Genomic DNA, 25566 nt, shown 5'->3' with positions numbered 1-25566 from the left:
ACCCACCTCGCCGACCTGACAGCAGCCGCTATCAACTGGAAGGCCAGACGCTCCTCATGGGGAACAAGGGGAACAACATGTCGTTCATCGGCCGTGACATGGCGATCGACCTCGGGACCGCCAACACGCTGGTGTACGTGAGGGGCCGGGGGATCGTCCTGAACGAGCCGTCCGTGGTCGCCATCAACACGAACACCGGCGGCATTCTGGCGGTCGGCTCCGAGGCGAAGAAGATGATCGGCCGGACGCCCGGCAACATCGTCGCCGTACGGCCCCTCAAGGACGGCGTGATCGCCGACTTCGAGATCACGGAGCGTATGCTCCGCTACTTCATCCTCAAGATCCACAAGCGCCGCTACCTGGCCCGTCCGCGCGTCGTGGTCTGCGTCCCCTCCGGCATCACCGGAGTGGAGCGCCGCGCCGTCATCGAGGCGTCCACGCAGGCCGGCGCCCGCCAGGTGCACATCATCGAGGAGCCCATGGCCGCCGCCATCGGCTCGGGCCTGCCCGTCCACGAGGCCACCGGCAACATGGTCGTGGACATCGGCGGCGGCACCACCGAGGTCGCCGTCATCTCCCTCGGCGGAATCGTCACGGCGCAGTCCATCCGGGTGGCCGGCGACGAGCTCGACAACGCGATCATCCAGCACATCAAGAAGGAGTACTCGCTCCTCCTCGGTGAGCGCACCGCCGAGCAGATCAAGATCACCATCGGGTCGGCGTACGACCTCGACAAGGACGAGCACACCGAGATCCGCGGCCGGGACCTGGTCTCCGGCCTCCCGAAGACGGTCGTGATCTCCGCCGCCGAGGTCCGCAAGGCCATCGAGGAGCCGGTCAACGCCATTGTCGACGCGGTCAAGACGACCCTCGACAAGTGCCCGCCCGAGCTCTCCGGCGACATCATGGACCGCGGCATCGTGCTGACCGGCGGCGGCGCCCTGCTGCGCGGCCTCGACGAGCGGCTGCGCCGCGAGACGGGCATGCCGATCCACATCGCCGAGGATCCGCTCGACTCCGTCGCCCTCGGCTCCGGCAAGTGCGTGGAGGAGTTCGAGGCGCTCCAGCAGGTTCTGGACGCCCAGCCCCGGCGCTGATACAGACCCCCGTCAGGGGGCCATGCGGAACACAAGGATCCGCCGTACGGGTGCTGCCGCACCCGTGCGGCGGATCGTTGATATACAGACCAAGAAGTTTCCGACGAGGAAGGCACGGCCGCCGCACGTGAGGGACACACGAGAAAGCCGGCTGCTCCTGGTGCTCCTGATCGCCATCGCGTTCGCATTGATCACGGTGGACATCAGGGCAGGCGAGGAGTCTCCGGTCGACGGCGCCCGGCAGGCCGCCGCAGCGGTCTTCGGCCCGGTCGAGAAGAGCGTCGCGACCGCGGTCGACCCCGTCGCCAACGCGATAGGGGCCGTACGGGACTCCGGCGAACGCCACAACCGCATCGCCACGCTGGAGCGCGAGAACGCCGCCCTGAAGGCGAAGCTGGGCAGCGACGACCAGACCCGCAGCCGGATCCACGAGCTCGACGAGATGCTCAAGCGGGCCGGCGCCGGACAGTACGGCATCAAGGGCGCCGAGGTCATCGCCATAGGAGCGGCCCAGGGCTTCTCCTGGACCGTCACCATCGACGCCGGCAGCAAGGACGGCATCGAGCGCGACATGACCGTGCTGAACGGGGAGGGACTCGTCGGCCGGGTCGCCACCGTGGGCCCCGACACCGCCACGGTCGTCCTCGCCAACGATCCCGACTTCACCGTGGGCACCCGCCTGGAGAAGACCGGCGAGCTCGGCTTCGCCACCGGCCAGGGCGACCGCGCCCTGTCCGTCCAGATGCTCAACGGCAAGGCCAAGGTCAGCCCCGGCGACCGGCTCGTCACCTTCGGCTCCCGCGGCAACAAGCCGTTCGTGCCCGGAGTCCCGATCGGAGAGGTCGTCAAGGTCGACCCCTCGCGCGGCGACCTGACCCGCACCATCTGGGTGCGTCCGTTCGTCGGCTTCTCGCGCCTGGACATCGTCGGCGTCGTCGTGATGCCCCCGCGCGAGGACCCGCGCGACGCCGTACTGCCGCCCAAGCCCGAGGTGAAGCCCACCCCGACGGTCACCGTCACGGTCACGCCGTCGCCGTCCGCCAGTGTGCCCGCCAAGCCGGCCGACGAGTAGGAGCCCACCGTCATGCGCTTCAACCGGATCCTGCTCTCGGCCACGCTCGTCGTGGTCGCCCTCGTCGTCCAGGTCTCCGTGCTGGGCCGGCTGCAACTGCCCGGCGCCGTACCCGACCTGGTCCTGCTCACCGTCGTCGCGCTCGCCCTCGTGTACGGGCACCTCAGCGGCGCGCTCATCGGCTTCGCCGCCGGACTCCTCGCCGACCTGGCCCCGCCCGCCGACCACGCCGCCGGGCGGTACGCGCTGGTGCTCTGCGTCATCGGGTACGCCGCCGGGCTGGCCCGCCCCGACTCGGGGCGGTTCCGCTCCGCCTGGGGCCCGATGCTGACCGTCGTCGCCGCCGCGATCGGCTCAACCCTGCTCTACGCGAGCGTGGGCGCCCTCGTCGGAGACACCGCCGCCCGCCACGTGGGCCTCACCGGGCTGCTGTTCACGGCGACCCTCTACGACCTGCTGCTCGCCCCGTTCACCGTGCCGTTCATCATGGCGCTGGCCCGGCGCGCCGAGAACGACCCGATGGCCGTCGAGGCGAACGGCGGACAGGCCAAGACCGCCGACGTGTCCTCCGGCTGGCTCTCCGGCGGCACCGGCCTGCGCATCGGCAGCCAGCGCGGCGGCCTGCGGCTGAAGACGGCCCGCAGCCGCGCCAACAAGGCCGGCCGGATAAAGGGCGTCAAGCCGGTCAAGGGTGTGAAGAGCGTCAAGAAGCTGTGAGGGAGGAGCAGGCGTGACCAACAATCCGGAAACCGGCCGCACCCCGCGGGTGCACATCCGGCTGATGATGATCCAGGTCCTCGTCTTCTCCACGCTGTTCACCCTCGGCGGCCGGCTCTGGTTCCTCCAGATCCGCGACGGCGCGGAGTACTACCACGAGGCGAAGAGCAACCACGTCCAGCGGGTCGTCCAGCCGGCCGTGCGCGGCTCGATCCTCGACGCCCGCGGGATCCCGCTCGCCGACAACGAGACCCGCCTGGTCGTTTCCGCCAGCCGCACCAAGCTCATGAAGATGAAGGACAAGGGCAAGGGCGTCATGACCCGTCTCGCCGACGTCCTGGACATGAGCCCCAAGGAGGTCATGGAAAAGGTCCGGCTCTGCGACTCCCAGACCCCCGCGCCCTGCTGGAACGGCTCCCCGTACCAGCCGATCCCGGTCACCCTCGAAGCCACCACGCAGCAGGCGCTGCAGCTGCGCGAACGCCCCGAGGAGTTCCCCGGCATCACCGCGGAGCCCACCGCCGTCCGCCGCTACCCGGCCCCCGGCGGGGCCCGCACCGCGCAGGTGCTCGGCTACCTCTCGCCGGTCACCGACGACGAGATCCAGAAGGCCAAGGACACCGACTCGCCGCACCTGCGCTCCGACCAGGTCGGCCGCTCCGGGATCGAACGCACCTACGACAAGCAGTTGCGCGGCAAGGCGGAAGTCACCTCGTACGAAGTCGACAACCTCGGCCGGGTCATGGGCCAGACCAAGTCCGATCCGGGCATTGCCGGGGCCACCCTCGTCACCAGCATCGACGCCCGGGTCCAGGCCGTCGCCGAGTACGAGCTCCAGCAGGCGATGAAGGTGGTCCGCAACGAGACCGACAACATCACCGGCCGCAAGTACGAGGCCGACTCGGGCGCCGTCGTCGTCATGGAGGCCAAGACCGGCCGGATCGTCGCCATGGCCTCCCAGCCCGACTACGACCCCAACGCCTGGGTCGGCGGCATTTCCGGCAAGGACTACGCCAGGCTCACCAGCAAGAACTCCAACTACCCGCTGCTGAACCGGGCCATCCAGGGCCAGGCCCCCGCCGGCTCCATCTTCAAGGTGGTGTCGGCGAGCGCCGCCGTGCGGGCCGGCTACGACTTCGACGGCAAGTACAACTGCAGCGCCTCCTACAACATGGGCGGCCGGAGCTTCGCGAACTTCGAGTCCAAGGGGCACGGCCCCATCACCCTGGGCGAAGCCCTCAAGTTCTCGTGCAACACGGTCTTCTACGCCCTCGGGCACAAGGAGTGGCAGCGCGACGGCGGCCTCTCGCCCAAGAAGGACGCCCACGACTGGTTCTACCGGACCGCCCGGGAGTTCGGACTCGGCGCCGAGACCGGCGTCGACCTGCCGAACGAGGTCACCGGCCGTATCCCCGACCGCAGGTGGAAGCAGAGCTTCTGGAAGGCCAACAAGGACTCCTGGTGCAAGCAGGGCAAGAAGGGCGGCACCTACGTCGAGCAGATCGCCTACGAGAGCTGCCTCGAAGGCAATCAGCTGAAGGCCTACGACAGCATCAACTTCGCCATCGGGCAGGGCGACGTGCTCGTCACCCCCATCCAGATGGCCACCGCCTACTCCGCGATCAGCAACGGGGGCACCCTTTACAACCCCACGGTCGGCAAGGCCGTGATCAGCCCCGACGGCAAGCGCGTGGAGATGATCAAGCCGCGGGCGCACGGGAGGCTGCCGATCGACGCCAAGACCATCGGCAACCTGGACAAGGGCCTGCGCATGGTCGTCGAGCCCGGCGGCACCGCCGCCTGGCGGTTCACGGGCTGGCCGATGGACAAGATCCCGATGCACGCCAAGACCGGCACCGCCCAGGTCTACGGCAAGCAGACCACGTCCTGGCTGGCGACCTACACCAAGGACTTCACGATCGTCATGACGATCTCCCAGGGCGGCACCGGCTCCGGAGCCTCGGGCCCCGCCGTCCGCAACCTCTACAACGCCATCTACGGTCTCGACATGGAGGGCAAGCAGGACCTGAAAAAGGCCCTGCTGCTGGGACCGGAGACCGAACTGCCCAAGATCGACGCCGACGGCTCCATCGAATCCCCCGAGATCCGGCCGTACGTGCCGCCGTCGCCGGAGGAGCCGGCCCCCCCGCTCGCCGGGCCGCCCGCCGCGTCTCCCGCACGGCACGACTGAGGACCGAAAACCGACATGCAGACCGCGAACAAGTTCTCCGTATCCCGGTACGCGCCCGAGCGCGGCGCGATGGCCAAGCTGACCTCGCGCGACTCGGTGCTGCGCCGGCTCGACTGGCCGATCCTCCTCTCGGCGCTCGCCCTGTCCTTCATCGGCGCCCTGCTGGTCTGGTCGGCGACCCGCAACCGCACCCAGCTCAACCAGGGCGACCCGTACTACTTCCTGGTCCGGCACGCCCTGAACACCGGCATCGGCCTCGTGCTGATGATCGGCACCGTCTGGCTCGGCCACCGCACCCTGCGCGGCGCCGTGCCGATCCTGTACGGGCTCTCCCTGGTGCTGATCCTCGCCGTGCTCACCCCGCTGGGCGCCACCATCAACGGCGCCCACGCGTGGATCGTGATCGGCGGCGGGTTCTCGCTCCAGCCCTCGGAGTTCGTGAAGATCACGATCATCCTGGTCATGGCGATGCTGCTGGCCACCCGGGTGGACGCGGGCGACCTCGTCCACCCCGACCACCGCACCGTGGTCAAGGCGCTGTGCCTGGCCGCCGCGCCGATGGGCATCGTCATGCTGATGCCCGACCTCGGCTCCGTCATGGTCATGGTCGTCATCGTGCTCGGGGTCCTGCTCGCGTCCGGTGCCTCCAACCGCTGGGTGGTCGGCCTGATGGGCTCCGGCGCGGCCGGGGCCGTCCTGATCTGGCAGCTCGGCGTGCTCGACGAGTACCAGATCAACCGCTTCGCGGCCTTCGCCAACCCCGAACTCGACCCCGCCGGCGTCGGCTACAACACCAACCAGGCGCGGATCGCGATCGGCTCGGGCGGGCTGACCGGATCCGGGCTCTTCAAGGGCTCGCAGACCACCGGCCAGTTCGTGCCCGAGCAGCAGACCGACTTCGTGTTCACGGTGGCGGGGGAGGAGCTGGGCTTCCTCGGCGCCGGGCTGATCCTGGTCCTGCTCGGCATCATCCTCTGGCGGGCCTGCATGATCGCCCGGGAGACCACCGAGCTGTACGGGACGATCGTGTCCGCCGGGATCATCGCCTGGTTCGCCTTCCAGGCCTTCGAGAACATCGGGATGACCCTCGGGATCATGCCGGTGGCCGGGCTCCCGCTGCCGTTCGTCTCCTACGGAGGCTCGTCCATGTTCGCGGTGTGGGTGGCGGTCGGACTGCTGCAATCGATCAGGGTGCAACGGCCGATGTCGGCCTAGCGGGGCCGATCTTCGGCCGGTTCCGCCGTTGATTCCCCGTTCACCGTGCCGTGGTGATCCGTTCAGGATTAAGTTCGATGCATGGCGGACACGAAACGCGAGATCGAGCGCAAATTCGAGTTCACGACGAGCAAGGCCGCGCGCCGCGGAGTCCCGGACCTGACCGGCACGGCCGCGATCGCGGCCGTCGCCGACCAGGGCACCGTCGACCTCGACGCGGTCTACTACGACACCCCCGACCAGCGGCTCGCCGCCGACGGCCTGACCCTCAGGCGGCGCACCGGCGGCGCGGACGCCGGCTGGCACCTCAAACTGCCCGTCTCCCCGGGCGTACGCGACGAGGTCGCCGCCCCCCTCAGCGACACCGTCCCGCGCGCCCTCGCCGCCCTCGTCCGCTCCCGCGTCCGCGACCTCGCCCTGGAACCCCAGGTCAGGCTGGTCTCCTCCCGCCGCGTGAGCCACCTCCTCGACGCCGAGGGCGCCCTCCTCGCCGAGCTCTCCACCGACGCCGTCCGCGCCGAACGGGACGAGGCCGCCGCGGCCTGGACCGAGGTCGAGGTGGAACTCGCCGACGGCGTCGACCCCGGCCTCCTCGACGCCGTCGAGAAGAAGTTCCGCAAAGCCGGGCTCAAGGTCTCCGACGCCCCCTCGAAACTCGCCCGCGCCCTCACCGAGACGGGCACCGAGCCGCCGGCCCGGCCCGGACCCGCCGCGGCCGAGGGCACCGCGGGCGCGCTGGTCCTCTCGTACCTGCACGAACAGCGCGACGCACTCGTCGCCCAGGACCCCGCCGTCCGGCGCAACCTGCCCGACTCCGTCCACCAGATGCGGGTCGCCTGCCGCCGGATGCGCAGCGCCTTCAAGACGTACCGCAAGGTCCTCGACCGCGCCGCCACCGACCCGCTCGGCGAGGAGCTCCGCTGGCTGGCCGCCGAGCTCGGTCTCGACCGGGACCAGGAGGTCCTGTTCGACCGCATCCAGACCCACCTCACCGAGCTCCCCCGCACCCTCGTGGTCGGGCCCGTCCGCGGCCGCCTGCGGACGTGGAACAACGCCCGCCGCTCGGCGACCCGGCGCCGCGCGCTCGCCGCCCTCGACGGCAAGCGGTACGCGGCCCTGCTCGACGCCCTCGACGCGCTGCTGGCCGACCCGCCCCTGCGCCCCGGCGCGGCCAAGCCTGCCGCCCGGGCCCTGCCCAAGGCCGTCCTCAAGGACTACGAGCGGCTCGCCACCCGGGTCGCCGGCGCCCTGGACCTGGAGCCGGGCGAATCCCGCGATCTGGCCCTCCACGGGGCGCGCAAGGCCGCCAAACGGGCCCGCTACGCGGCGGAGGCGGCCACCCCAGAGCTCGGCAAACCGGCAAAACACCTGGCCAAGGCCATCAAGTCGGTCCAGAGCCTGCTCGGCGACCACCAGGACAGCGTCGTCGCGCGCGAGGCCCTGCTCGGTCTCGGCACCCAGGCGGCCGGAGCGGGGGAGTCCGCTTTCACCTGGGGCGTGCTCTACGCCCGCGAGGAAGCCCTGGCCGCACAGGGTGAGCGGGAGCTTCCGGACGTATGGGGGCAAGCCGCGGACCCCGCTCTCCGGGCGGAGCTCCGCTCCTAGCCGGGCGATCACGGCGGCAGGCGGCGGCTGCGCCTCGGGTTACGCTTGAGAGTCGCCCCCTGCCAGCTTCACGAAAGTCGCGTGATGTCCGAGTCGGTCTTCCCACAGCTCGAAGCTCTGCTCCCGCATGTGCAGAAGCCCATCCAGTACGTCGGCGGTGAACTCAACTCCACCGTCAAGCCGTGGGATTCGTGTGACGTCCGCTGGGCGCTCATGTACCCGGACGCGTACGAGGTCGGGCTGCCCAACCAGGGCGTCATGATCCTCTACGAGGTGCTGAACGAGCGCGAGGGCGTGCTCGCGGAGCGCACCTACAGCGTGTGGCCGGACCTCGAAGAGCTGATGCGCGAGCACAAGGTGCCGCAGTTCACCGTGGACAGCCACCGCCCCGTGGGCGCCTTCGACGTGTTCGGCCTGTCCTTCTCCACGGAGCTGGGCTACACGAACATGCTCACGGCGCTGGACCTGGCGGGCATCCCGCTGGAGGCCAGGAACCGCACGGTCGACCACCCCATCGTCCTCGCGGGCGGCCACGCGGCCTTCAACCCCGAGCCGATCGCGGAGTTCATCGACTGCGCGGTCATCGGCGACGGCGAGCAGGCCGTCCTCGACATGACCGAGATCATCCGCACGTGGAAGGCCGAAGGCCGTCCGGGCGGGCGCGAGGAGGTCCTCCTCCGCCTGGCCAAGACCGGCCAGGTCTACGTACCGGGCTTCTACGACGTCGACTACCTGCCCGACGGGCGCATCGCGCGCGTCGCGCCGAACAAGTCGGGCGTCCCGTACCGCGTGTCCAAGCACACGGTCATGGACCTCGACGAGTGGCCGTACCCGAAGCAGCCGCTGGTCCCGCTCGCCGAGACCGTCCACGAGCGGATGTCCGTCGAGATCTTCCGCGGCTGCACCCGCGGCTGCCGTTTCTGCCAGGCCGGCATGATCACGCGCCCCGTGCGGGAGCGAAGCATCACCGGCATCGGCGAGATGGTGGAGAAGGGCCTGAAGGCGACGGGCTTCGAGGAGGTCGGCCTCCTCTCGCTGTCCTCCGCGGACCACACCGAGATCGCCGAGATCGCCAAGGGCCTCGCGGACCGCTACACGGACGACAAGGTGGGCCTGTCCCTGCCGTCGACCCGCGTGGACGCGTTCAACGTGGACCTGGCGAACGAGCTGACCCGCAACGGGCGCCGCTCCGGTCTGACCTTCGCCCCCGAGGGCGGATCCGAGCGCATGCGCAAGGTCATCAACAAGATGGTCTCGGAAGAGGACCTGATCCGGACGGTGGCCACCGCGTACGGCAACGGCTGGCGCCAGGTGAAGCTGTACTTCATGTGCGGCCTGCCCACGGAGACCGACGAGGACGTGCTCCAGATCGGCGACATGGCGGTCAACGTCATCGCCAAGGGCCGCGAGGTCTCCGGCCAGAACGACATCCGCTGCACGGTGTCGATCGGCGGATTCGTGCCGAAGCCGCACACCCCGTTCCAGTGGGCGCCGCAGCTGTCCGCCGAGGAGACGGACGCGCGCCTGGCGAAGCTGCGCGACAAGATCCGCGGCGACAAGAAGTACGGCCGCTCGATCGGCTTCCGCTACCACGACGGCAAGCCGGGCATCGTCGAGGGCCTCCTCTCGCGGGGCGACCGCCGCATCGGCGACGTCATCCGCGCCGTGTACGAGTCGGGCGGCCGTTTCGACGGCTGGCGCGAGCACTTCTCGTACGACCGGTGGATGGAGGCCGCGGAGAAGACGCTGCCGGCCTACGGCGTGGACGTGGCCTGGTACACCACGCGCGAGCGCACGTACGAGGAGGTCCTGCCCTGGGACCACCTGGACTCCGGTCTCGACAAGGACTGGCTCTGGGAGGACTGGCAGGACGCCCTCGACGAGACCGAGGTCGACGACTGCCGCTGGACCCCGTGCTTCGACTGCGGCGTCTGCCCCCAGATGGACACCCACATCCAGATCGGCCCCACGGGCAAGAAGCTCCTCCCCCTCACGGTCGTGAAGTGAGAAGTAACCCTTGAGTCACGAGAGGCCCCCACCCGCAACGGGTGGGGGCCTCGCTCGTGTCCTACGGGTATGGAACTCGACAAGCGGCCTCCCGGCGACGGCGGCGAAGGATGCCTGGTGGGCGTCGTCCGGGTACCCGTCAAGATCGTGGCGTTGATCGTCGTACTGCCCGTACGGGTGGTCTGGGAGCTGCTCGTCGCGTTCGGCCGGGCCGCTCGGCGGCACGTGCTGGGGCCCCTTTCCGTGTACGTGCTCCAGCCGGTGCTGCGCGGCATCGGCCGGGTGCTGACCGTGCTGCTCAAGCTGGTGTTCGTCTGGCCCTGGGCCGGGCTGTGGCGGTACCTGCTCGTTCCGGTCGGGCAGGGGGTGGCACTGGTGTGGCGCGGCCTGTGCGACCAGGTGCTGGCGCCGGCCGGACGGTTCGTGACCGGGTACGTGCTGCGTCCGCTCGGGGAGGCGCTGGCCTGGCTCGGCCGCGGCGGCGTGCGCTACCTGCTCGCGCCCCTCGCCAAGGGCGCCTTGTGGATCGGGTGGGTCCTCGGCATGACGCTGTTTGTCTGGCCGTGGGTCGCGCTGTGGCGCTACGTGCTCGATCCGGTCGGCCGCGGGGTGACGTGGCTCGCCGAGACGGTCTACCGGTACGTGCTGACCCCCATCGGGCACGGCTTCGTACGGCTGGCGATCGCGGTGTTCCGGTACCTGCTGCGGCCCGTCGGGCTGGGTCTCGCCTGGCTCGTGGTCGCCCTGTACCGGTACCTGCTGCGGCCCGTCGGGCTCGGCGCCGCCTGGCTGGCCACCGCCCTGTACCGGTACCTGCTCGCGCCGCTAGGGCAGGCACTCGCCTGGGCCTGGCACGTCGCCGGGCGGATCGTGCGGGCCGTGTGGCGCGCAGTCCGGCTGGTCGGGTGGGTGCTCGTCGGCTGGCCCGCGGCGCAGGTGTACCGGCACGTGCTGACACCTGTCGGACATGTCGTACGGGACGTGTGGCGGACCGTCCGCACCACCGTCCGCGAGGTCCGGGCCGAGGTGCGAAAGGCGCTGCTCGGGGGCCCCGCCCGGGAACCGGCGAGGTCACGGGCGCGTACTCTGGGTAGTACGACAGCCGTGGGCGAGACGCCCTCCGCTCCCGAGATCTCCTGGCGCAAGCGAGGGTGAGCCGGAGAGCGCCGGCTCACCAGACCTCAGGGCGACGCGCGAGCCGCGGAGCCCCGCACAAGGAGAAGAACCACTGGGCAAGCGACAGCCCGAAGGCCCGCCCCCCGCACCGGTGGTGCAGCGCATCCGACTGCGCTACACCAAGCGCGGCCGCCTCCGGTTCACCAGCCACCGAGACTTCCAACGCGCGTTCGAGCGGGCCCTGCGCCGCGCCGAGGTGCCCATGGCGTACTCGGCGGGCTTCACCCCGCACCCCCGCGTGTCCTACGCGAACGCCGCTCCGACCGGTACCGGCAGCGAGGCCGAGTACCTGGAGATCGCCCTCGCCGAGCCCCGCGACCCCGAGAAGCTCCGCGAGCTGCTCGACGAGTCGATGCCGGTCGGCCTCGACATCACCGAGGCCGTCGAGGCCCGCACCTCCGGACTCGCCGACCGGCTGACCGCCTCCGTGTGGGAGCTGCGGCTGGAGGGCGTGGAGGGCGCCGACGCCCAGCGGGCGGTCGAGGCCTTCCTCGCCGCCGAGGCGGTGGAGGTGCAGCGCCGCACCAAGAACGGCATGCGCACCTTCGACACCCGCGGCGCCGTGGTCAGCCTCGAAGCAGTTCCTGCTCCGGCTGATAGGACGCCGGACAATGCCTGTGCGATACTGCGGCTGGTTGTTCGGCATCTGACACCTGCCGTACGACCCGACGACGTCCTGTCCGGTCTCCACGCTGTGGCCGACCTGGCGCCGCCGGTCCCCGCAGCGGTGACCAGGCTGGCGCAGGGGCTCTTCGACGAGGAGTCCGGCACGGTGACCGACCCGCTCGCGCCCGACCGCGAGGCTGTCACGGCCGCCCCACCCACGGCCGCCGTAGCAGCCGACGCGAAGGCGCCGGAAGGTCCCGCCGCGTAGGGATCGTCGTCGTCGCGCAGCCCTGGCACTCGGAGCCACCTGGGTCGGGCCGCGCACAGACCTGAAGACTTCCGCCAGGCCGTACGGACAAGACGTACGGAACCGGCGGCCATGGACCAGAGCTCCCGTGTGGCGAACGCGCCCCGGAGGCCGGATCCGCGCTGACGCGCGAAGCCGTGCCGGACCGGAAGTCAGCCGCGGCGCCCGGGAGCGTGACGGGAGAACCGCCCGCATGCTCAACAACGAAACCAACAACACCACCGGTGGCGCCGACAGCGGCAGCCCGAGCGACAACCTGCCTCCGCGCAGGCGTCGCCGTGCCGCGTCGCGACCCGCCGGACCGCCCGGTGCGACGGCCGCCGCCGCACCCGCTGCCGAGGTGACCGAGGCCGCCCCGGCCGCACCCGCCGCCGAGGAGGCCGCCCCGGCCGCCGCCCCGGCCCGTACCCGCCGCCGTGCGACCCGCGCCGTCGCCGCTCCGGAGACCCCGGCTGCCGCCGAGGTCGTCGTGGAGGCTGCTGCTCCGGTGGCCGAGGAGCCCGCTGCTCCGGCGCCGCGTGCCCGGCGTCGTGCCACCCGTGCCGTCGCCGCTCCGGAAGCTCCGGCCGCCGCGGAAGCCGTCGTAGAGGCCGCTGCTCCGGCTGCCGAGGAGCCCGCTGCTCCGGCGCCGCGTGCCCGTCGCCGTGCGACCCGTGCCGTGGCCGCTCCGGAGACCCCGGCCGCCGCCGAGGTCGTCGTGGAGGCCGCTGCTCCGGCTGCTCCGGTTGCCGAGGAGCCTGCTGCTCCGGCGCCGCGTGTCCGTCGCCGTGCGACCCGTGCCGTGGCCGCTCCGGAGACCCCGGCTGCCGCCGAGGTCGTCGTGGAGGCCGCTGCTCCGGTTGCCGAGGAGCCTGCTGCTCCGGCGCCGCGTGCCCGTCGCCGTGCCACCCGTGCCGTGGCCGCTCCCGAGGCGCCCGCCGCCGAGCCCGTCGTGGAGGAGCCCGCGCCGAAGGCCACGGTCACCGTCGCCGACGCCGTGGACTCGCCGAAGCGCGGCGGCCGCCGCCGCGCCACCCGCTCCGCCGCGCCCGCCGCCCCGGCGGCCCCGGCCGCCGCGCCGGTGCAGCCCGCCGCGGAAGAGCCCGCCCCTCCGGCTCGCGGCCGTCGCGCCGTACGCCCCGCCGTCGCCGTCTTCCAGGCTCCGGTGTTCGCCGAGCCGATGTTCCAGACCCCGGAGACCGCCGCCATGGCCGCCGCGGCCGCCGCCGCAGCCGTCGAGGCGGAAGAGGTCGAGGAAGAGGAAGAGCTCGAAGCCGAGGCCGAGGTCGTCCAGGCCCCCGCCGCGCAGCCGGCCGGCCGTCGCCGTCGCCGTGGCCGCGGTGCGGTCGAGGCCGCCCCGGCCGCCGAATCCGCGCCGGTGTCCCTGGCCGACGTGGAGCGCGTCGAGGACGAGGCCGAGGCCGCGGAGCTCGACGAGGAGAGCGCCGAGTTCGAAGAGGGCGACGAGTCGGGCGAGCGCCCGTCCCGCCGCCGCCGTCGCGGTGGCCGTCGCCGCCGCCGCGGTGAGGCCGCCGACCTCGACGAGTCCGCCGAGGAGGAGGCCGAGGCCGCCGAGCAGGAGGCGGAGGAAGAGGACTCCGCCGAGGAGGACGACGAGGAGACCGGCGCCCTCGGCTCCAGCTCCAGCCGTCGCCGCCGTCGCCGTCGCCGCCGCAGCGGTGACAGCGGCACCGAGGGCGAAGCGGGCGAGGACGACGGCGTACGCACCGTCGTCAAGGTCCGCGAGCCGCGCCCGGCCCGGGAGAAGGCCGAGCCGTCCGACGAGGTGCAGTCCATCAAGGGCTCGACCCGTCTGGAGGCGAAGAAGCAGCGTCGCCGCGAGGGCCGCGAGCAGGGCCGCCGCCGCGTCCCGATCATCACCGAGGCCGAGTTCCTGGCCCGCCGCGAGGCCGTCGAGCGCGTGATGGTCGTCCGCCAGGCCGGCGAGCGCACCCAGATCGGCGTCCTCGAGGACAACGTGCTCGTCGAGCACTACGTCAACAAGGAAGAAGCCACCTCGTACGTCGGCAACGTCTACCTGGGCAAGGTCCAGAACGTGCTGCCGTCGATGGAGGCCGCCTTCATCGACATCGGCAAGGGCCGCAACGCGGTCCTGTACGCCGGCGAGGTCAACTTCGAGGCGCTCGGCATGGCCAACGGGCCGCGCCGCATCGAGTCCGCCCTCAAGTCCGGGCAGTCGGTCCTGGTGCAGGTCACCAAGGACCCGATCGGCCACAAGGGCGCCCGCCTGACCAGCCAGGTCTCGCTGCCCGGCCGCTACCTGGTCTACGTGCCCGAGGGCTCGATGACCGGTATCAGCCGCAAGCTGCCCGACACCGAGCGCGCCCGCCTGAAGACCATCCTCAAGAAGATCGTCCCCGAGGACGCGGGCGTCATCGTGCGCACCGCCGCCGAGGGTGCGAGCGAGGACGAGCTGCGCCGCGACGTCGAGCGTCTGCAGGCCCAGTGGGAGGACATCCAGAAGAAGTCGAAGCAGATCTCGACCTCTTCGCCGAGCCTGCTGTACGGCGAGCCGGACATGACCGTCCGCGTCGTGCGCGACATCTTCAACGAGGACTTCTCGAAGGTCATCGTCAGCGGTGACACCGCCTGGGAGACCATCCACGGCTACGTGAACCACGTGGCCCCGGACCTGGCCGACCGGCTGTCGCGCTGGACCTCCGAGGTCGACGTCTTCGCGACGTACCGGATCGACGAGCAGCTCGCCAAGGCGCTCGACCGCAAGGTGTGGCTGCCCTCGGGCGGCTCCCTCGTGATCGACAAGACCGAGGCGATGATCGTCATCGACGTCAACACCGGCAAGTTCACCGGTCAGGGCGGCAACCTCGAAGAGACCGTCACCAGGAACAACCTGGAGGCGGCCGAGGAGATCGTGCGCCAGCTGCGGCTGCGCGACCTCGGCGGCATCGTCGTCATCGACTTCATCGACATGGTCCTGGAGTCCAACCGCGACCTGGTCCTGCGGCGGATGCTGGAGTGCCTGGGCCGCGACCGTACGAAGCACCAGGTCGCCGAGGTGACCTCGCTCGGCCTGGTCCAGATGACCCGCAAGCGCGTGGGCCAGGGTCTGCTGGAGTCCTTCTCCGAGACCTGTGTCCACTGCAACGGGCGCGGTGTGATCGTGCACATGGAGACGCCGACCGCGGTCGGCGGCGGTGGCAACGGCAAGCGCGCCAAGCGCCGCGGCGGCCGCGGCCACGAGCACGACCACGAGATCGAGGGCGCCCTGACTGGCGAGGTCCTCGAAGCCGAGATCGAGACCGAGACCGAGGCCGAGGTGGCCGCCGAGCTGGCGGCGCCCGTGGCGCTGCCCGAGCCGGCGTTCGTCGCGGACGAGGAGCTCTACAGCAGCCCGGCGGAGGCGGAGGCCGCGGCCGGCCTGAGCGGCCGCCGCAACCGCCGCCGTGCCACCCGCAAGGCGACCGCCCCGGCGGGTGCCCCGCGCGGTGCGGCCGCCCCGGCTCCGGCCCCCGTGGCCGAGCCCGTGGTGGAGGCCGTCGTCGAGCCCGTCGTCGAGGCGGAGCCGGTGACCGAGCCGGCCGACACGGTGCTGGAGCCGGCCACCGAGGTCGTCGCGGAGGCCGTGGAGGCCGCCGAGACGGTCGAGGCCGCGCCCAAGGGCCGGACCCGTCGCCGGGCCACCCGCAAGGCCACGGCCCCGGCCCCGGTGGCCGAGGCCCCTGCCGAGCCGGAGTCCGCACCGGAGCCCGAGGCCGTCGCCCCGGCCCCGGTGGCCGAGGCCCCGGTCGCCCCGGCCCCGGTCGTCGAGGCCCCGGTCGAGGAGGCCCCCGCGGCCGAGGCCGCACCGGCCCGCCCCCGCCGGCGTGCCACCCGTAAGGCCACCGCACCCGCCGGCTCCCCGGCCGGCGCGGCGGAGGCCGCCGTCCTGGTCGTCGAGACCGCCGCCGCCGAGCCCGAGGCCTCCCCGGCCCCGGCCGAGGTTGCGGAGGCCCCCGAGGAGGCCGAGAAGCCGGCCAAGAAGGCGGTCCGCAAGACGGCCGCCAAGAAGGCCCCGGCGAAGAAGGCCACCGCCGCCAAGAAGACGACGGCAGCCAAGAAGACCGTCGCGAAGAAGGCGACGGCCAAGAAGACCGTGGCGAAGCGGGCGACGAAGAAGACCGCGGCGGCCGAGCAGCAGTCGCTGCCCTCCGTCTCGGCTCCGACCGAAGCCTGATCCGCCGCACGGCCGTGGACCCCGCTCAGAGGCGGGGCCCACGGCCTGTGCGGGGCCCGGTTTGACCCTCCGGAACCGGCCCCGTAACCTAGACCGTCGGCATGTCCTAGATGAATACGTCTAGTGCGCGTCGCGCTCCTGAGCACCTTCCTCCGGCCGGGCCCCGCCCGCCGGAGAGGCCGCTCGTCCAATCCGGATCAGTTCGGTCCCCCCGCAAGAGGGGTCTGCCTGAGCGGCTGGCTTCAGGAGCATCCGTCCCGAGTGAGAGAGAGATCCGCGTGTACGCCATCGTGCGCAGCGGTGGTCGCCAGCACAAGGTTGCTGTCGGCGACATCGTTGAGGTTGACAAGATTTCCACTGCCAAGGTTGGCGACACGGTCGAGCTCTCGACCCTGCTCGTTGTCGACGGCGACGCCGTGACCAGCGACCCGTGGGTCCTGGCCGGTATCAAGGTCACGGCCGAGATCGTGGACCACCACAAGGGCGCCAAGATCGACATCCTGCGCTACAAGAACAAGACCGGCTACCGCCGTCGCCAGGGTCACCGCCAGCAGTACACGGCGATCAAGGTCACCGGTATCCCCGCGGCTGCGAAGTAAGAGGGACTGACACATGGCACACAAGAAGGGCGCATCGTCCACCCGGAACGGGCGCGATTCCAATGCTCAGCGGCTCGGCGTGAAGCGCTTCGGCGGTCAGGTCGTTTCCGCTGGTGAGATCCTCGTCCGCCAGCGCGGCACCCACTTCCACCCCGGCTCGGGCGTGGGCCGTGGCGGCGACGACACGCTGTTCGCGCTGCAGGCGGGTGCCGTCGAGTTCGGCACGCACCGTGGCCGCAAGGTCGTCAACATCGTTCCGGCCGCCTGATCCAGCTCCTGCTGATCAGCGGTACGTAACCTCCCGAGGGCGGATCTCAGCTCTTCCCGGCGCGAGCCGGGAAGAGAGGTCCGCCCTCGGCGCGTTGTCATACAGACCACGTTTTAATGGGCAGCTAGGCCTGCCCGGGACATTCCCGTATGTATCTGGAGGAACAACCATGACCACCTTCGTGGACCGCGTCGAGCTGCATGTCGCCGCGGGTAACGGGGGCCACGGCTGCGCCTCCGTTCACCGGGAGAAGTTCAAGCCGCTCGGCGGCCCCGACGGCGGAAACGGCGGCCGCGGCGGCGACGTCATCCTGGTGGTGGAGCAGGCGGTCACCACGCTGCTGGACTACCACCACAGCCCCCACCGCAAGGCCACCAACGGCAAGCCCGGCGAGGGCGGCAACCGCTCCGGCAAGGACGGCCAGGACCTGGTCCTGCCCGTGCCGGACGGCACCGTCGTCCTCGACAAGGAGGGCAACGTCCTCGCCGACCTCGTCGGCCAGGGCACCACGTACGTGGCCGCCGAGGGCGGCCGCGGCGGCCTCGGCAACGCCGCGCTGTCCTCCGCCCGCCGCAAGGCCCCCGGCTTCGCGCTCCTCGGCGTCCCCGGCGCCACCGGCGACATCGTCCTGGAGCTCAAGACCGTCGCGGACGTGGCCCTCGTCGGCTTCCCGTCCGCCGGCAAGTCCTCGCTGATCTCGGTGCTCTCCTCCGCCAAGCCGAAGATCGCGGACTACCCCTTCACCACCCTCGTCCCGAACCTGGGCGTCGTCACCGCCGGCTCGACCGTCTACACCATCGCCGACGTCCCGGGCCTGATCCCGGGCGCCAGCCAGGGCAAGGGCCTCGGCCTGGAGTTCCTGCGCCACGTCGAGCGCTGCTCGGTCCTCGTGCACGTCCTGGACACCGCCACCCTGGAGTCCGACCGCGACCCGATCGCCGACCTCGACGTGATCGAGGAAGAGCTCAAGCTCTACGGCGGCGGCCTGGAGAAGCGTCCGCGCCTCGTCGTCCTCAACAAGGTCGACATCCCCGACGGCCAGGAGCTCGCCGACATGGTCCGCCCGGACCTGGAGGCCCGCGGCTACAAGGTCTTCGAGGTCTCCGCGGTCGCCCGTACGGGCCTCAAGGAGCTCTCGTACTTCCTGGCCGAGGGCATCGCCAAGGCGCGCGCCCGCAAGCCGAAGCAGGAGGCGACCCGCATCGTCATCCGCCCGAAGGCCGTGGACGACGCCGGCTTCACCGTCACCTACGACGAGGTCGAGGACGTCTACAGGGTGCGCGGCGAGAAGCCGGAGCGCTGGGTCCGCCAGACGGACTTCAACAACGACGAGGCCGTGGGCTACCTCGCCGACCGTCTCAACCGCCTCGGTGTCGAGGACGCGCTGAAGAAGGCCGGCGCCCGCGCCGGCGACGGCGTGGCCATCGGCTCCGACGAGAACGCGGTCGTCTTCGACTGGGAGCCGACCGTGATGGCCGGCGCCGAGATGCTGGGCCGCCGCGGCGAGGACCACCGTCTGGACGCCCCCCGTCCGGCCACCACCCGCCGCAAGGACAGGGAAGCCCAGCGCGGCGACTCGGCGCAGAAGGAGTACGACGAGTTCCGGCCGTTCTGATCTGCTGCTTTGCCGCGTCCGTGCCCCGGACGGCGGAGTTGAAGTGATGTTTACCCCGGTCGCCTAGGATCCACGGGTGAGCAGCACCAACACTCCCAGCGTTTCCGTCGTGGTGATCGCGTACAACGACGCCGTGCTCGTGGGCGAGGCCGTTTCCTCGGCTCTCGCCCAGGGCCCGGTCGTCGCCGAGGTGATCGCCGTGAACGACGCCTCGGCCGACGGCACCGCGCGGGTGCTGGACGAGCTGGCCGCGGTCCACCCCCGCCTGAAGGTCGTGCACCGCACGGAGAACAGCGGCGGCTGCGGCACCCCGCGCAACGACGGGATCGCAGCCGCGAGCTCCCCGTACGTGCTCTTCCTCGACAGCGACGACGTGCTGCCCCCGGGGGCGGCCGACGCCCTCGTGCGCGCCGCCGAGGAGCACCGGGCGCCGGTGACCGTCGGCGCGTGCGTCCGCCGCGAGCTGCCGCTCCACCACGACGTGCCGTGGATGCCCGGGCTGTACACCCCGGGCGACGTGATCGAGCGGCCCGCCGACCGGCCCGAGCTGGTCCGGGACACCCTCTGCGTCAACAAGCTGTACGAGCGGGCCTTCCTGGACGAGCACGCGATCCGCTTCCCCGACGGCCGGTTCACCTACGAGGACTTCGTCTTCACCGCGCGCGTGCTGGCCGCCGCCCCGCGCATCGCCGTCATCGGCGACCTCGTCTACGTCTGGCACGTGCGCCGCGACGCCGCCCAGGTGTCGATCTCCCTGGACCGCAAGGACGTCGGCAACTGGCGCTCCCGGATCGAGGCCCACCGCGAGGCCCGCCGGATCATCACCGGGTCCTCCCCGGAGCTGGGCCTCGCCTGCCAGGTGAAGTTCCTGGAGTACGACCTGCGCATGTACCTGCGCGAGCTCGGCAAGGACCCCGAGTACCAGGCCGCGTGGTGGACGCTGACCCGTGACTACGTCGCCGGGTTCGACGAGGCCGCCGTCGAAGCCGCCGGGGCGCACGCCCGCTGGATCGTCCGGCTGCTGCGCGCCACCGCGAACCCGCCCGCCGACGTCGAGCGGCTCACCCGCTTCGCCGCCGAGCCGCCGCGGCTGCTGCCCCCGTACGCGACCGGCCCGCAGGGGCGGCCCGTGTGGAGCGAGGAGCTCCCGGTCGTCCTGGACGGGCTGGCCGGCCTGCCGGTGGCCGAACTGCCCGTCAGCGTCGACGCCGAACCGCTGGGCGCGGGCCGGCTCCGGATCCGGGTGCGCGACCTGTACGGGCGCCTCGCCGAAGCCGGGCCGCGCACCGCCCGGCTGAGCTTCGTACCCCGCTCGGGCGGGCAGCCGGTCCAGGACCGGCCGGCGGAGCTGCGCCCCGCCGCCGACGGCGACGGCTGGACCGCCGAACTGCCGTTCCGGCTCACCGGCGTGGCCGCCGCGGGCCGCCGCCAGGGCCGCCGGGGCATGCAGTCGTGGGGCGTCCAGGTGGGCGTGGAGTTCGCCGACGGGAGCTCCCTGCTCACCTCCCCGCGCCCCCTCGAAGACCTCCTGCACCGCCGCGCGCTGCCGAGCAGCAGGTACGGTGTTCTGCTGGCGCAGCCGTTCCGTACGGGCGGAGGATCACTGGCCCTGCGGCTCGCGCCGGGCGCCGCGGGCGCGCTGAGTCTCGTCCGCAACCGTCTCCACCGGGCCCGGGCAGGCCGCGGATCGGAGTGAAGACCGCCGGCGACCGTCAGGCCGCCTAAGATTTCGGACAGGACCCCGGACCCGGTCCGGGGACCCCAGGGAGATACGCATGACTTTTCTGATCACTGGTGGCGCCGGCTACATCGGCTCCCACGTCGTCCGCGCGATGCTCGCCGCCGGGGAGGAGGTCGTCGTCTACGACGACCTGTCCACGGGCAACGAGGACCGCGTCCCGCAGGGCGTCCCGCTGGTGATCGGCTCGGTCCTGGACCGGCTGACCCTGGACGAGACCATCCGCGCGCACCACATCACCGGCGTGGTGCACCTGGCGGGCAAGAAGCAGGTCGGCGAGTCCGTCGAGAAGCCGCTGTACTACTACCACGAGAACGTGGAGGGCCTTCAGGTCCTGCTGGGCGCGGTGGCCGCCGCCGGCGTCCGCAACTTCCTCTTCTCCTCCTCCGCCTCCGTGTACGGCATGCCCGACGTGGAGCTCGTCACCGAGGAGACCCCGTGCGCGCCGCTGAGCCCGTACGGCGAGACGAAGCTGGCCGGCGAGTGGCTGGTCCGCTCCGCCGGCAAGGCGTACGGCATCTCCACCGCCTGCCTGCGCTACTTCAACGTGGCGGGCGCGGCCACCCCCGAGCTCGCGGACACCGGCGTCTTCAACCTGGTCCCGATGGTCTTCGAGCGCTTCGACATGGGTGAGGGCGCCCGGATCTTCGGCGACGACTACCCGACCCCGGACGGCACCTGCATCCGCGACTACATCCACGTCGAGGACCTCGCCGAGGCCCACGTGGTGGCGGCCCGCAAGCTCGTCGAGTGGGGCGCGACCGGGGACTACAAGGACCTCACCGTCAACATCGGCCGCGGCGAGGGCGTCTCCGTACGGGAGATGGCGCAGCTGCTGAACGAGGGCACCGGGCACACGTACGAGCCCGTCGTCGTCCCGCGCCGCCCCGGCGACCCGGCGAAGGTCGTGGCCTCGGCCGACAAGATCGCGGCGGAGCTGGGCTGGAAGGCCAAGCACGACGTCCGCGAGATGATCACCTCGGCCTGGGCGGGCTGGGAGGCCAACCGCAAGGGCGCCGTGCCCCACGTCGCGCGCTGATCCCCCGCACGTGCCGCGTACGAAGCCGCCCGCCCCGGAACGCGTCCGGGGCGGGCGGCTTCGTACGCGGACGGCTCAGCGCTCCAGGAACGCGAAGAGCTCTTCCCAGCGGTCGGTGATCTCGGCGCTGGAGTAGCGCTGCACGCTGCGGAAGGCGTTGTCGCCGAGCCGGTCGCGCAGTTCGCGGTCCGACATCAGCACGTCGAGGTGCCCGGCCAGCTCCATCGTGTTGCCCAGCCGGGCCAGCAGCCCGTCCTCGCCGTGCGACACGATCTCCCGTACGCCCGGCGCGCAGTCGAACGCGGCCACCGGCACGCCCGCGGCCATCGCCTCCAGCAGCGTGATCGGGAAGCCCTCGGCCCGCGAGGCCTGCGCGAACACCGAGGCCCCGCGCAGCGCGCCCAGCACGTCGTCGGTGCTGCCCATCCACTCCACGGAGTCGGTGAGCCCGAGCGTGGCGGCGTGCGCCCGCAGCGCCGGCTCCTCGACGCCCGCCCCGTAGATCCGCAGGACCCAGTCGGGGTGGTGCGGGGCGGCGTCGGCCCACGCGTCGAGCAGCAGGTCCACGCCCTTCTCGAAGGCGAGGCGGCCGACACTGGCGACGACCTTCTCCGAGCGCGGCGCGGGGGAGTCCGGCATGAACGGCAGCGGGTTCGGCATGCTGCCCACGTTCTCCATGCCGGCCCGGATCCACAGGTCCGCGTCCTCCGGGGTCAGCACGAGCAGCCGGTCGACCTCCCCGTAGTGGCGGCGGACCCGCTCGCCGCGGGTGGACTTCTGGCTGGCCTCGAACGACTCGTGGCTCATGCCGATGACGCTGATCCCCTTGGTGTCGGCGAGCGCCACCCACTCCATCGCCCAGACCTGCGTGACGATCACGACGGCCCCGGGGCGGGCCGCGCGCAGCAGCTCGTTCAACTGCTCCGCCTTGGCCCGCATCTTCGCCCGCCGGGCCGCCTGGCGGCGCCGCTCGGGGGCGTTCAGCCTGCCCTTGATCCCGCGCAGGCGGCGCGCCTTCGGCGGGTGCGCGTCGTACAGGGTGGTCATCCCGTACGGCAGGTCCTGCGGCAGCTTCTGCCGGATCTCCTCGGCGACCGGGGCGATGCCGACGATGTGCACCCGGTGCCCGCGGTCCGTGAACAGCCTGGCCATCTGGTGCGACCAGGTCGTCACGCCGCCGAGCTCGTCGACACTGTTGGAGACGATGAAGATGTCCCGGCTCACTTGCCGCTCCCGGTGAAGAACTTCTCTACGATCTGGCGGGCCGCGTCCCCGCGGTCGTACTCGCCGAACTCGGTGAGGAAACGCTGCCGCGCCTCCGCGTACTTGACGTCCGCCTCGTCGAAGGCGGCGAGCGCCTGGAGGAGTTCGTCGGCCGTGGCCACCACCGGGCCGGGCGCCTTCTCCTTCAGGTCGAAGTACGTGCCGCGGATGTCGGTCGCGTACTTCTCGTAGTCGTACGCGAAGAACAGCATCGGCCGGTCCAGGACCGAGTAGTCGAACATCACGGACGAGTAGTCGGTGATCAGCCCGTCGGCCAGCGCCAGCAGCGGGGTGATGTCGTGGTGGCGGGAGACGTCGATGACCCGGCCCGCGACCGACGGCGGCAGCGAGACGCTGTTGAGGTAGTGGGTGCGCACCAGCAGCGTGAAGCGGTCGCCGAGCCGCTCGGCGAACTCCTCCACGTCGAAGGGGAACTCGAAGCCCTCCACCGCGCCGTCCGCGGTCGCCCGGAAGGTCGGCGCGTACAGCAGCACCTTCTTCTCCGGGTCGATCCCCAGCTCGGCCGCGAGCGGCCCGCGCACCCGCTCCCCGCTCTGCGACTCGGCGCGGTGCGCCTCGACGAGGGCGTCGTTGCGCGGGTAGCCGGTGCGCAGCAGCACCTCGTCGCGCAGCCGGAAGCCCTTGGCGAGGGTGCGGGCGTCGTGCTCGGAGCGGATCAGGAAGTGGTCGAAGCGGTTGACGGCCGCCTGGAAGCGGTCCTGGCCTGCCTTGCCCTGGGCCTTGGTGCGGGGCTCGTGGAAGCCCATGCGCTTGAGCGCGGAGCCGTGCCAGGTCTGGATGTACGTGGTCCCCTCGCGCTTGGCCAGGGCCAGGGGGAAGCCCTGGTTGTCGACCCAGAACTCGGCCTGCGCCAGCGCGCGCAGGTAGGCCCAGCTCCAGCGGCGCACCAGGGTGGCGTCCTGGGGGAAGCCGGTGGGCTTGCCGCCCGCGTACGACCAGATCGCCTCGAACGGGACGCCCTGGCGGACCATCTCCTCGTAGATCGCCTTGGGGCTGTCGCTGTACTGCTTGCCCATGTGGCTCTCGAAGACGACCGTGCCCTTCTTGATCGGCAGCTTCGAGAAGACCTCGTGGTAGACCTTCACCTTCTGCTCGCCCGAGCCGAGGTTGCGGCGGGCCCGCAGGGCCTTGCGCAGGCCCCGCTTGACCACGCCGGCCGCCTTGCCGTGCATCGCGCTGGTGATCAGCGTCTGCGTGCGGACGGAGGCGGCGCCCTCGGCGGTCAGGACGTAGGAGAGGTTCCCCTTCTTGGTGACCTCCGGCGCGAAGCGGTCGGAGACCAGCCGGGTCAGCCGCGGGCGTACGCGCAGGCGGGCCGCCGAATCCAGGTCGACCCCGCCCACGGAGACGCGGGTGGTGATGCGGTTGCCGCCCGCGGTCAGCTTCAGGCGGACGTCCCAGACGGCGTCGATGATGCCCAGGGGGCGCACGGTGCTGCCGATGTCGGCCGTGGCGGTCCACTCGATCGTGTGCCCGGCGTGCCGCACGGTTGCCACCGGGAAGCTGAAGGACCGCACGCCGATCTGCCGGCGGGCCCGGAACTCCAGCGTGGCCGTCAGCTCCTTTTCCGGGCTGATCCGGCCCAGCGGGTTCACCACGGAGCCCGAGAGCGTGACGGTGCCGCGCCCGTCGTCCTCGTACGAGGTCAGACGGTTGCCCAGCGCGAGCGAGGAGAGCGGGGCGGTGTGGAAGCCCTGCTCGGTGACGTCCAGTATCCGGCGGGCCTCCTCGCCGTCGCGCTCGTCGTCGATGTGCGCCGCACACCAGTAGACGCGGCCGTCGCGCTCGGCGAGCGGCGAGGACAGCCGGCCCTTGTTGGTCATGGCGTCGGCGGCCGGGAGCAGGTTGTCCCAGTCCTCCTTGCCCAGCAGGTAGGCGCAGATCGCCTGGAGGTACGTGACGTTCTCGTACGCGGCCGGGTCGATGCCGGCCAGGTAGCCGTTGGCGAGGCGGGCGAACTCCTGGCGGTACGCGTCGCCCAGCAGGGGCAGGTCGCGCAGGTGCAGCACCAGGTCGTGCTTGAGGAACTTGGCGTCCTTCGCGGACTTGATGTCCGTGTGCCCCTTGGCGGCCAGCAGCTCGTCGACGCGTCGGTGGATCTCCATCCGGTGGACGAAGTTCGCGATCTCGTGGCGCCGGTTGCTGATCGACTTCGACGCGGCCTTCTCGATCACGTTCCAGTAGTAGACGTGGTTCGGGATGAGCGTGATGCGCCGGGCGGCGACGTAGGCCTGCGCGGAGAAGAGCAGGTCCTCGTAGTGGATGCCGACCGGGAACTCCAGGCCCTGCTCCAGCAGGAACGCGCGCCGGTAGCACTTGTTCGTGGAGAGGGTGTCGTAGACCAGCAGGTCCGGGTCCTCGGTGATCGACTCCAGCGTGCGGGTGCGCGAGTAGATCCACGGGTACCACTCGGTGGTCTTGCCCCACCGGTTGTCGAGGTGCACGCGCACGCACATGCCGGAGACCAGGTCGGACCCGGTCCGCTCGGCCGCGGCCAGCATGTTCCGGCAGGCGTTTCGTTCCAGCACGTCGTCGCTGTCCAGGAACATGACGTACGTACCGGTCGCCTGCTGGATGCCGTGGTTGCGCGGGGCACCGCAGCCGCCGCTGTTCTCCGGCAGCCGGAAGGCGCGCACTCTCCCCGGGTGTGCGGCTTCGAGCTCCTGGGCGACCGCGTACGACCGGTCCTTGCTGCAGTCGTCGACGATCACGACTTCGACCCCGTGCAGGGTCTGGTCCAAAACCGACTGGACGGCTGTCGGCAGACGCTCTGCGTCGTTGTAGACGATGACGACCACGGAGACGTCAGGCACGTGCACCTCGATCCCTTTGTTCCATTCCGCTTAACCCGTCAAA

17 protein-coding genes are annotated in these 25566 nt (G+C 71.5%); 15 read left to right on the top strand and 2 right to left on the bottom strand.

Translation table 11 applies throughout. The features are described from left to right. The first annotated feature begins 77 nt into the window (after positions 1-77). The 15 genes from ACIBAD_RS09500 to galE all read left to right on the top strand — a co-directional run bounded on the left by ACIBAD_RS09500 (position 78) and on the right by galE (position 21426). Positions 78-1097, top strand: coding sequence for a rod shape-determining protein (locus ACIBAD_RS09500; RefSeq protein ID WP_008738981.1), 1020 nt, complete (start codon positions 78-80; stop codon positions 1095-1097). A 127-nt stretch (positions 1098-1224) separates the two neighbouring features. Then, positions 1225-2169: a rod shape-determining protein MreC gene (gene mreC, locus ACIBAD_RS09495; protein WP_134075477.1), complete on the top strand. Its 945-nt coding sequence runs from the start codon at positions 1225-1227 to the stop codon at positions 2167-2169. A 12-nt stretch (positions 2170-2181) separates the two neighbouring features. Continuing rightward, entirely contained in the window at positions 2182-2886 is a 705-nt protein-coding gene (gene mreD, locus ACIBAD_RS09490; protein ID WP_134075476.1) for a rod shape-determining protein MreD, read from the top strand. Positions 2887-2899: 13 nt separating this feature from the next. Next, complete coding sequence (gene mrdA / locus ACIBAD_RS09485; protein WP_398905561.1) at positions 2900-5077, top strand: penicillin-binding protein 2; 2178 nt, start codon at positions 2900-2902, stop codon at positions 5075-5077. Between the two features lie 15 nt (positions 5078-5092). Continuing rightward, positions 5093-6292: a rod shape-determining protein RodA gene (rodA, locus tag ACIBAD_RS09480; protein WP_134075474.1), complete on the top strand. Its 1200-nt coding sequence runs from the start codon at positions 5093-5095 to the stop codon at positions 6290-6292. Positions 6293-6373: 81 nt separating this feature from the next. After that, entirely contained in the window at positions 6374-7897 is a 1524-nt protein-coding gene (locus tag ACIBAD_RS09475; RefSeq protein ID WP_134075473.1) for a CYTH and CHAD domain-containing protein, read from the top strand. Between the two features lie 81 nt (positions 7898-7978). Next, complete coding sequence (locus ACIBAD_RS09470) at positions 7979-9904, top strand: TIGR03960 family B12-binding radical SAM protein (protein ID WP_208329145.1); 1926 nt, start codon at positions 7979-7981, stop codon at positions 9902-9904. A 69-nt stretch (positions 9905-9973) separates the two neighbouring features. Continuing rightward, positions 9974-11059, top strand: a complete 1086-nt coding sequence (locus ACIBAD_RS09465) for a hypothetical protein (RefSeq protein WP_398905558.1) — start codon at positions 9974-9976, stop codon at positions 11057-11059. Between the two features lie 115 nt (positions 11060-11174). Beyond that, positions 11175-11954: a TIGR03936 family radical SAM-associated protein gene (locus ACIBAD_RS09460; protein ID WP_134075880.1), complete on the top strand. Its 780-nt coding sequence runs from the start codon at positions 11175-11177 to the stop codon at positions 11952-11954. Positions 11955-12186: 232 nt separating this feature from the next. Next, positions 12187-16167 (top strand): ribonuclease E/G, encoded by a 3981-nt coding sequence (locus tag ACIBAD_RS09455; protein ID WP_398905556.1) that lies wholly within the window; start codon positions 12187-12189, stop codon positions 16165-16167. A gap of 278 nt (positions 16168-16445) precedes the next feature. Next, the gene (gene rplU, locus ACIBAD_RS09450; RefSeq protein WP_030715748.1) at positions 16446-16766 is read left to right on the top strand and encodes a 50S ribosomal protein L21; all 321 of its coding nucleotides are present in this window, start codon (positions 16446-16448) and stop codon (positions 16764-16766) included. A 13-nt stretch (positions 16767-16779) separates the two neighbouring features. Further along, the gene (rpmA, locus tag ACIBAD_RS09445) at positions 16780-17034 is read left to right on the top strand and encodes a 50S ribosomal protein L27 (RefSeq protein WP_048480572.1); all 255 of its coding nucleotides are present in this window, start codon (positions 16780-16782) and stop codon (positions 17032-17034) included. Between the two features lie 169 nt (positions 17035-17203). Continuing rightward, positions 17204-18649 (top strand): GTPase ObgE, encoded by a 1446-nt coding sequence (obgE, locus tag ACIBAD_RS09440; RefSeq protein ID WP_134075470.1) that lies wholly within the window; start codon positions 17204-17206, stop codon positions 18647-18649. 76 nt (positions 18650-18725) lie between these two features. Then, entirely contained in the window at positions 18726-20345 is a 1620-nt protein-coding gene (locus ACIBAD_RS09435) for a glycosyltransferase family 2 protein (RefSeq protein ID WP_134075469.1), read from the top strand. Between the two features lie 79 nt (positions 20346-20424). Beyond that, positions 20425-21426: a UDP-glucose 4-epimerase GalE gene (gene galE, locus ACIBAD_RS09430; protein ID WP_398905552.1), complete on the top strand. Its 1002-nt coding sequence runs from the start codon at positions 20425-20427 to the stop codon at positions 21424-21426. A 75-nt stretch (positions 21427-21501) separates the two neighbouring features. Here galE and ACIBAD_RS09425 read toward each other — a convergent pair whose 3' ends face one another. Continuing rightward, positions 21502-22650, bottom strand: coding sequence for a glycosyltransferase (locus ACIBAD_RS09425; protein ID WP_134075467.1), 1149 nt, complete (start codon positions 22648-22650; stop codon positions 21502-21504). Continuing rightward, complete coding sequence (locus ACIBAD_RS09420) at positions 22647-25529, bottom strand: CDP-glycerol glycerophosphotransferase family protein (protein WP_398905549.1); 2883 nt, start codon at positions 25527-25529, stop codon at positions 22647-22649. The genes ACIBAD_RS09425 and ACIBAD_RS09420 overlap by 4 nt, the downstream gene beginning before the upstream one ends. Positions 25530-25566 lie beyond the last annotated feature (37 nt).

Origin of the sequence: Streptomyces sp. NPDC051109 (genome assembly GCF_044455885.1) — a bacterium.
In the GTDB taxonomy this organism is placed as follows: domain Bacteria; phylum Actinomycetota; class Actinomycetes; order Streptomycetales; family Streptomycetaceae; genus Streptomyces.
The sequence above is the reverse complement of the archived record's forward strand: the minus strand, read 5'-3'. Positions and strand labels throughout refer to the sequence as shown.

Coding starts and splice junctions, on each gene's coding strand:
- ACIBAD_RS09500 (WP_008738981.1), top strand. CDS start 78: ATGTCGTTCATCGGCCGTGACATGGCGATCGACCTCGGGACCGCCAAC.
- mreD (WP_134075476.1), top strand. CDS start 2,182: ATGCGCTTCAACCGGATCCTGCTCTCGGCCACGCTCGTCGTGGTCGCC.
- rodA (WP_134075474.1), top strand. CDS start 5,093: ATGCAGACCGCGAACAAGTTCTCCGTATCCCGGTACGCGCCCGAGCGC.
- ACIBAD_RS09475 (WP_134075473.1), top strand. CDS start 6,374: ATGGCGGACACGAAACGCGAGATCGAGCGCAAATTCGAGTTCACGACG.
- ACIBAD_RS09465 (WP_398905558.1), top strand. CDS start 9,974: ATGGAACTCGACAAGCGGCCTCCCGGCGACGGCGGCGAAGGATGCCTG.
- ACIBAD_RS09455 (WP_398905556.1), top strand. CDS start 12,187: ATGCTCAACAACGAAACCAACAACACCACCGGTGGCGCCGACAGCGGC.
- rpmA (WP_048480572.1), top strand. CDS start 16,780: ATGGCACACAAGAAGGGCGCATCGTCCACCCGGAACGGGCGCGATTCC.
- obgE (WP_134075470.1), top strand. CDS start 17,204: ATGACCACCTTCGTGGACCGCGTCGAGCTGCATGTCGCCGCGGGTAAC.
- galE (WP_398905552.1), top strand. CDS start 20,425: ATGACTTTTCTGATCACTGGTGGCGCCGGCTACATCGGCTCCCACGTC.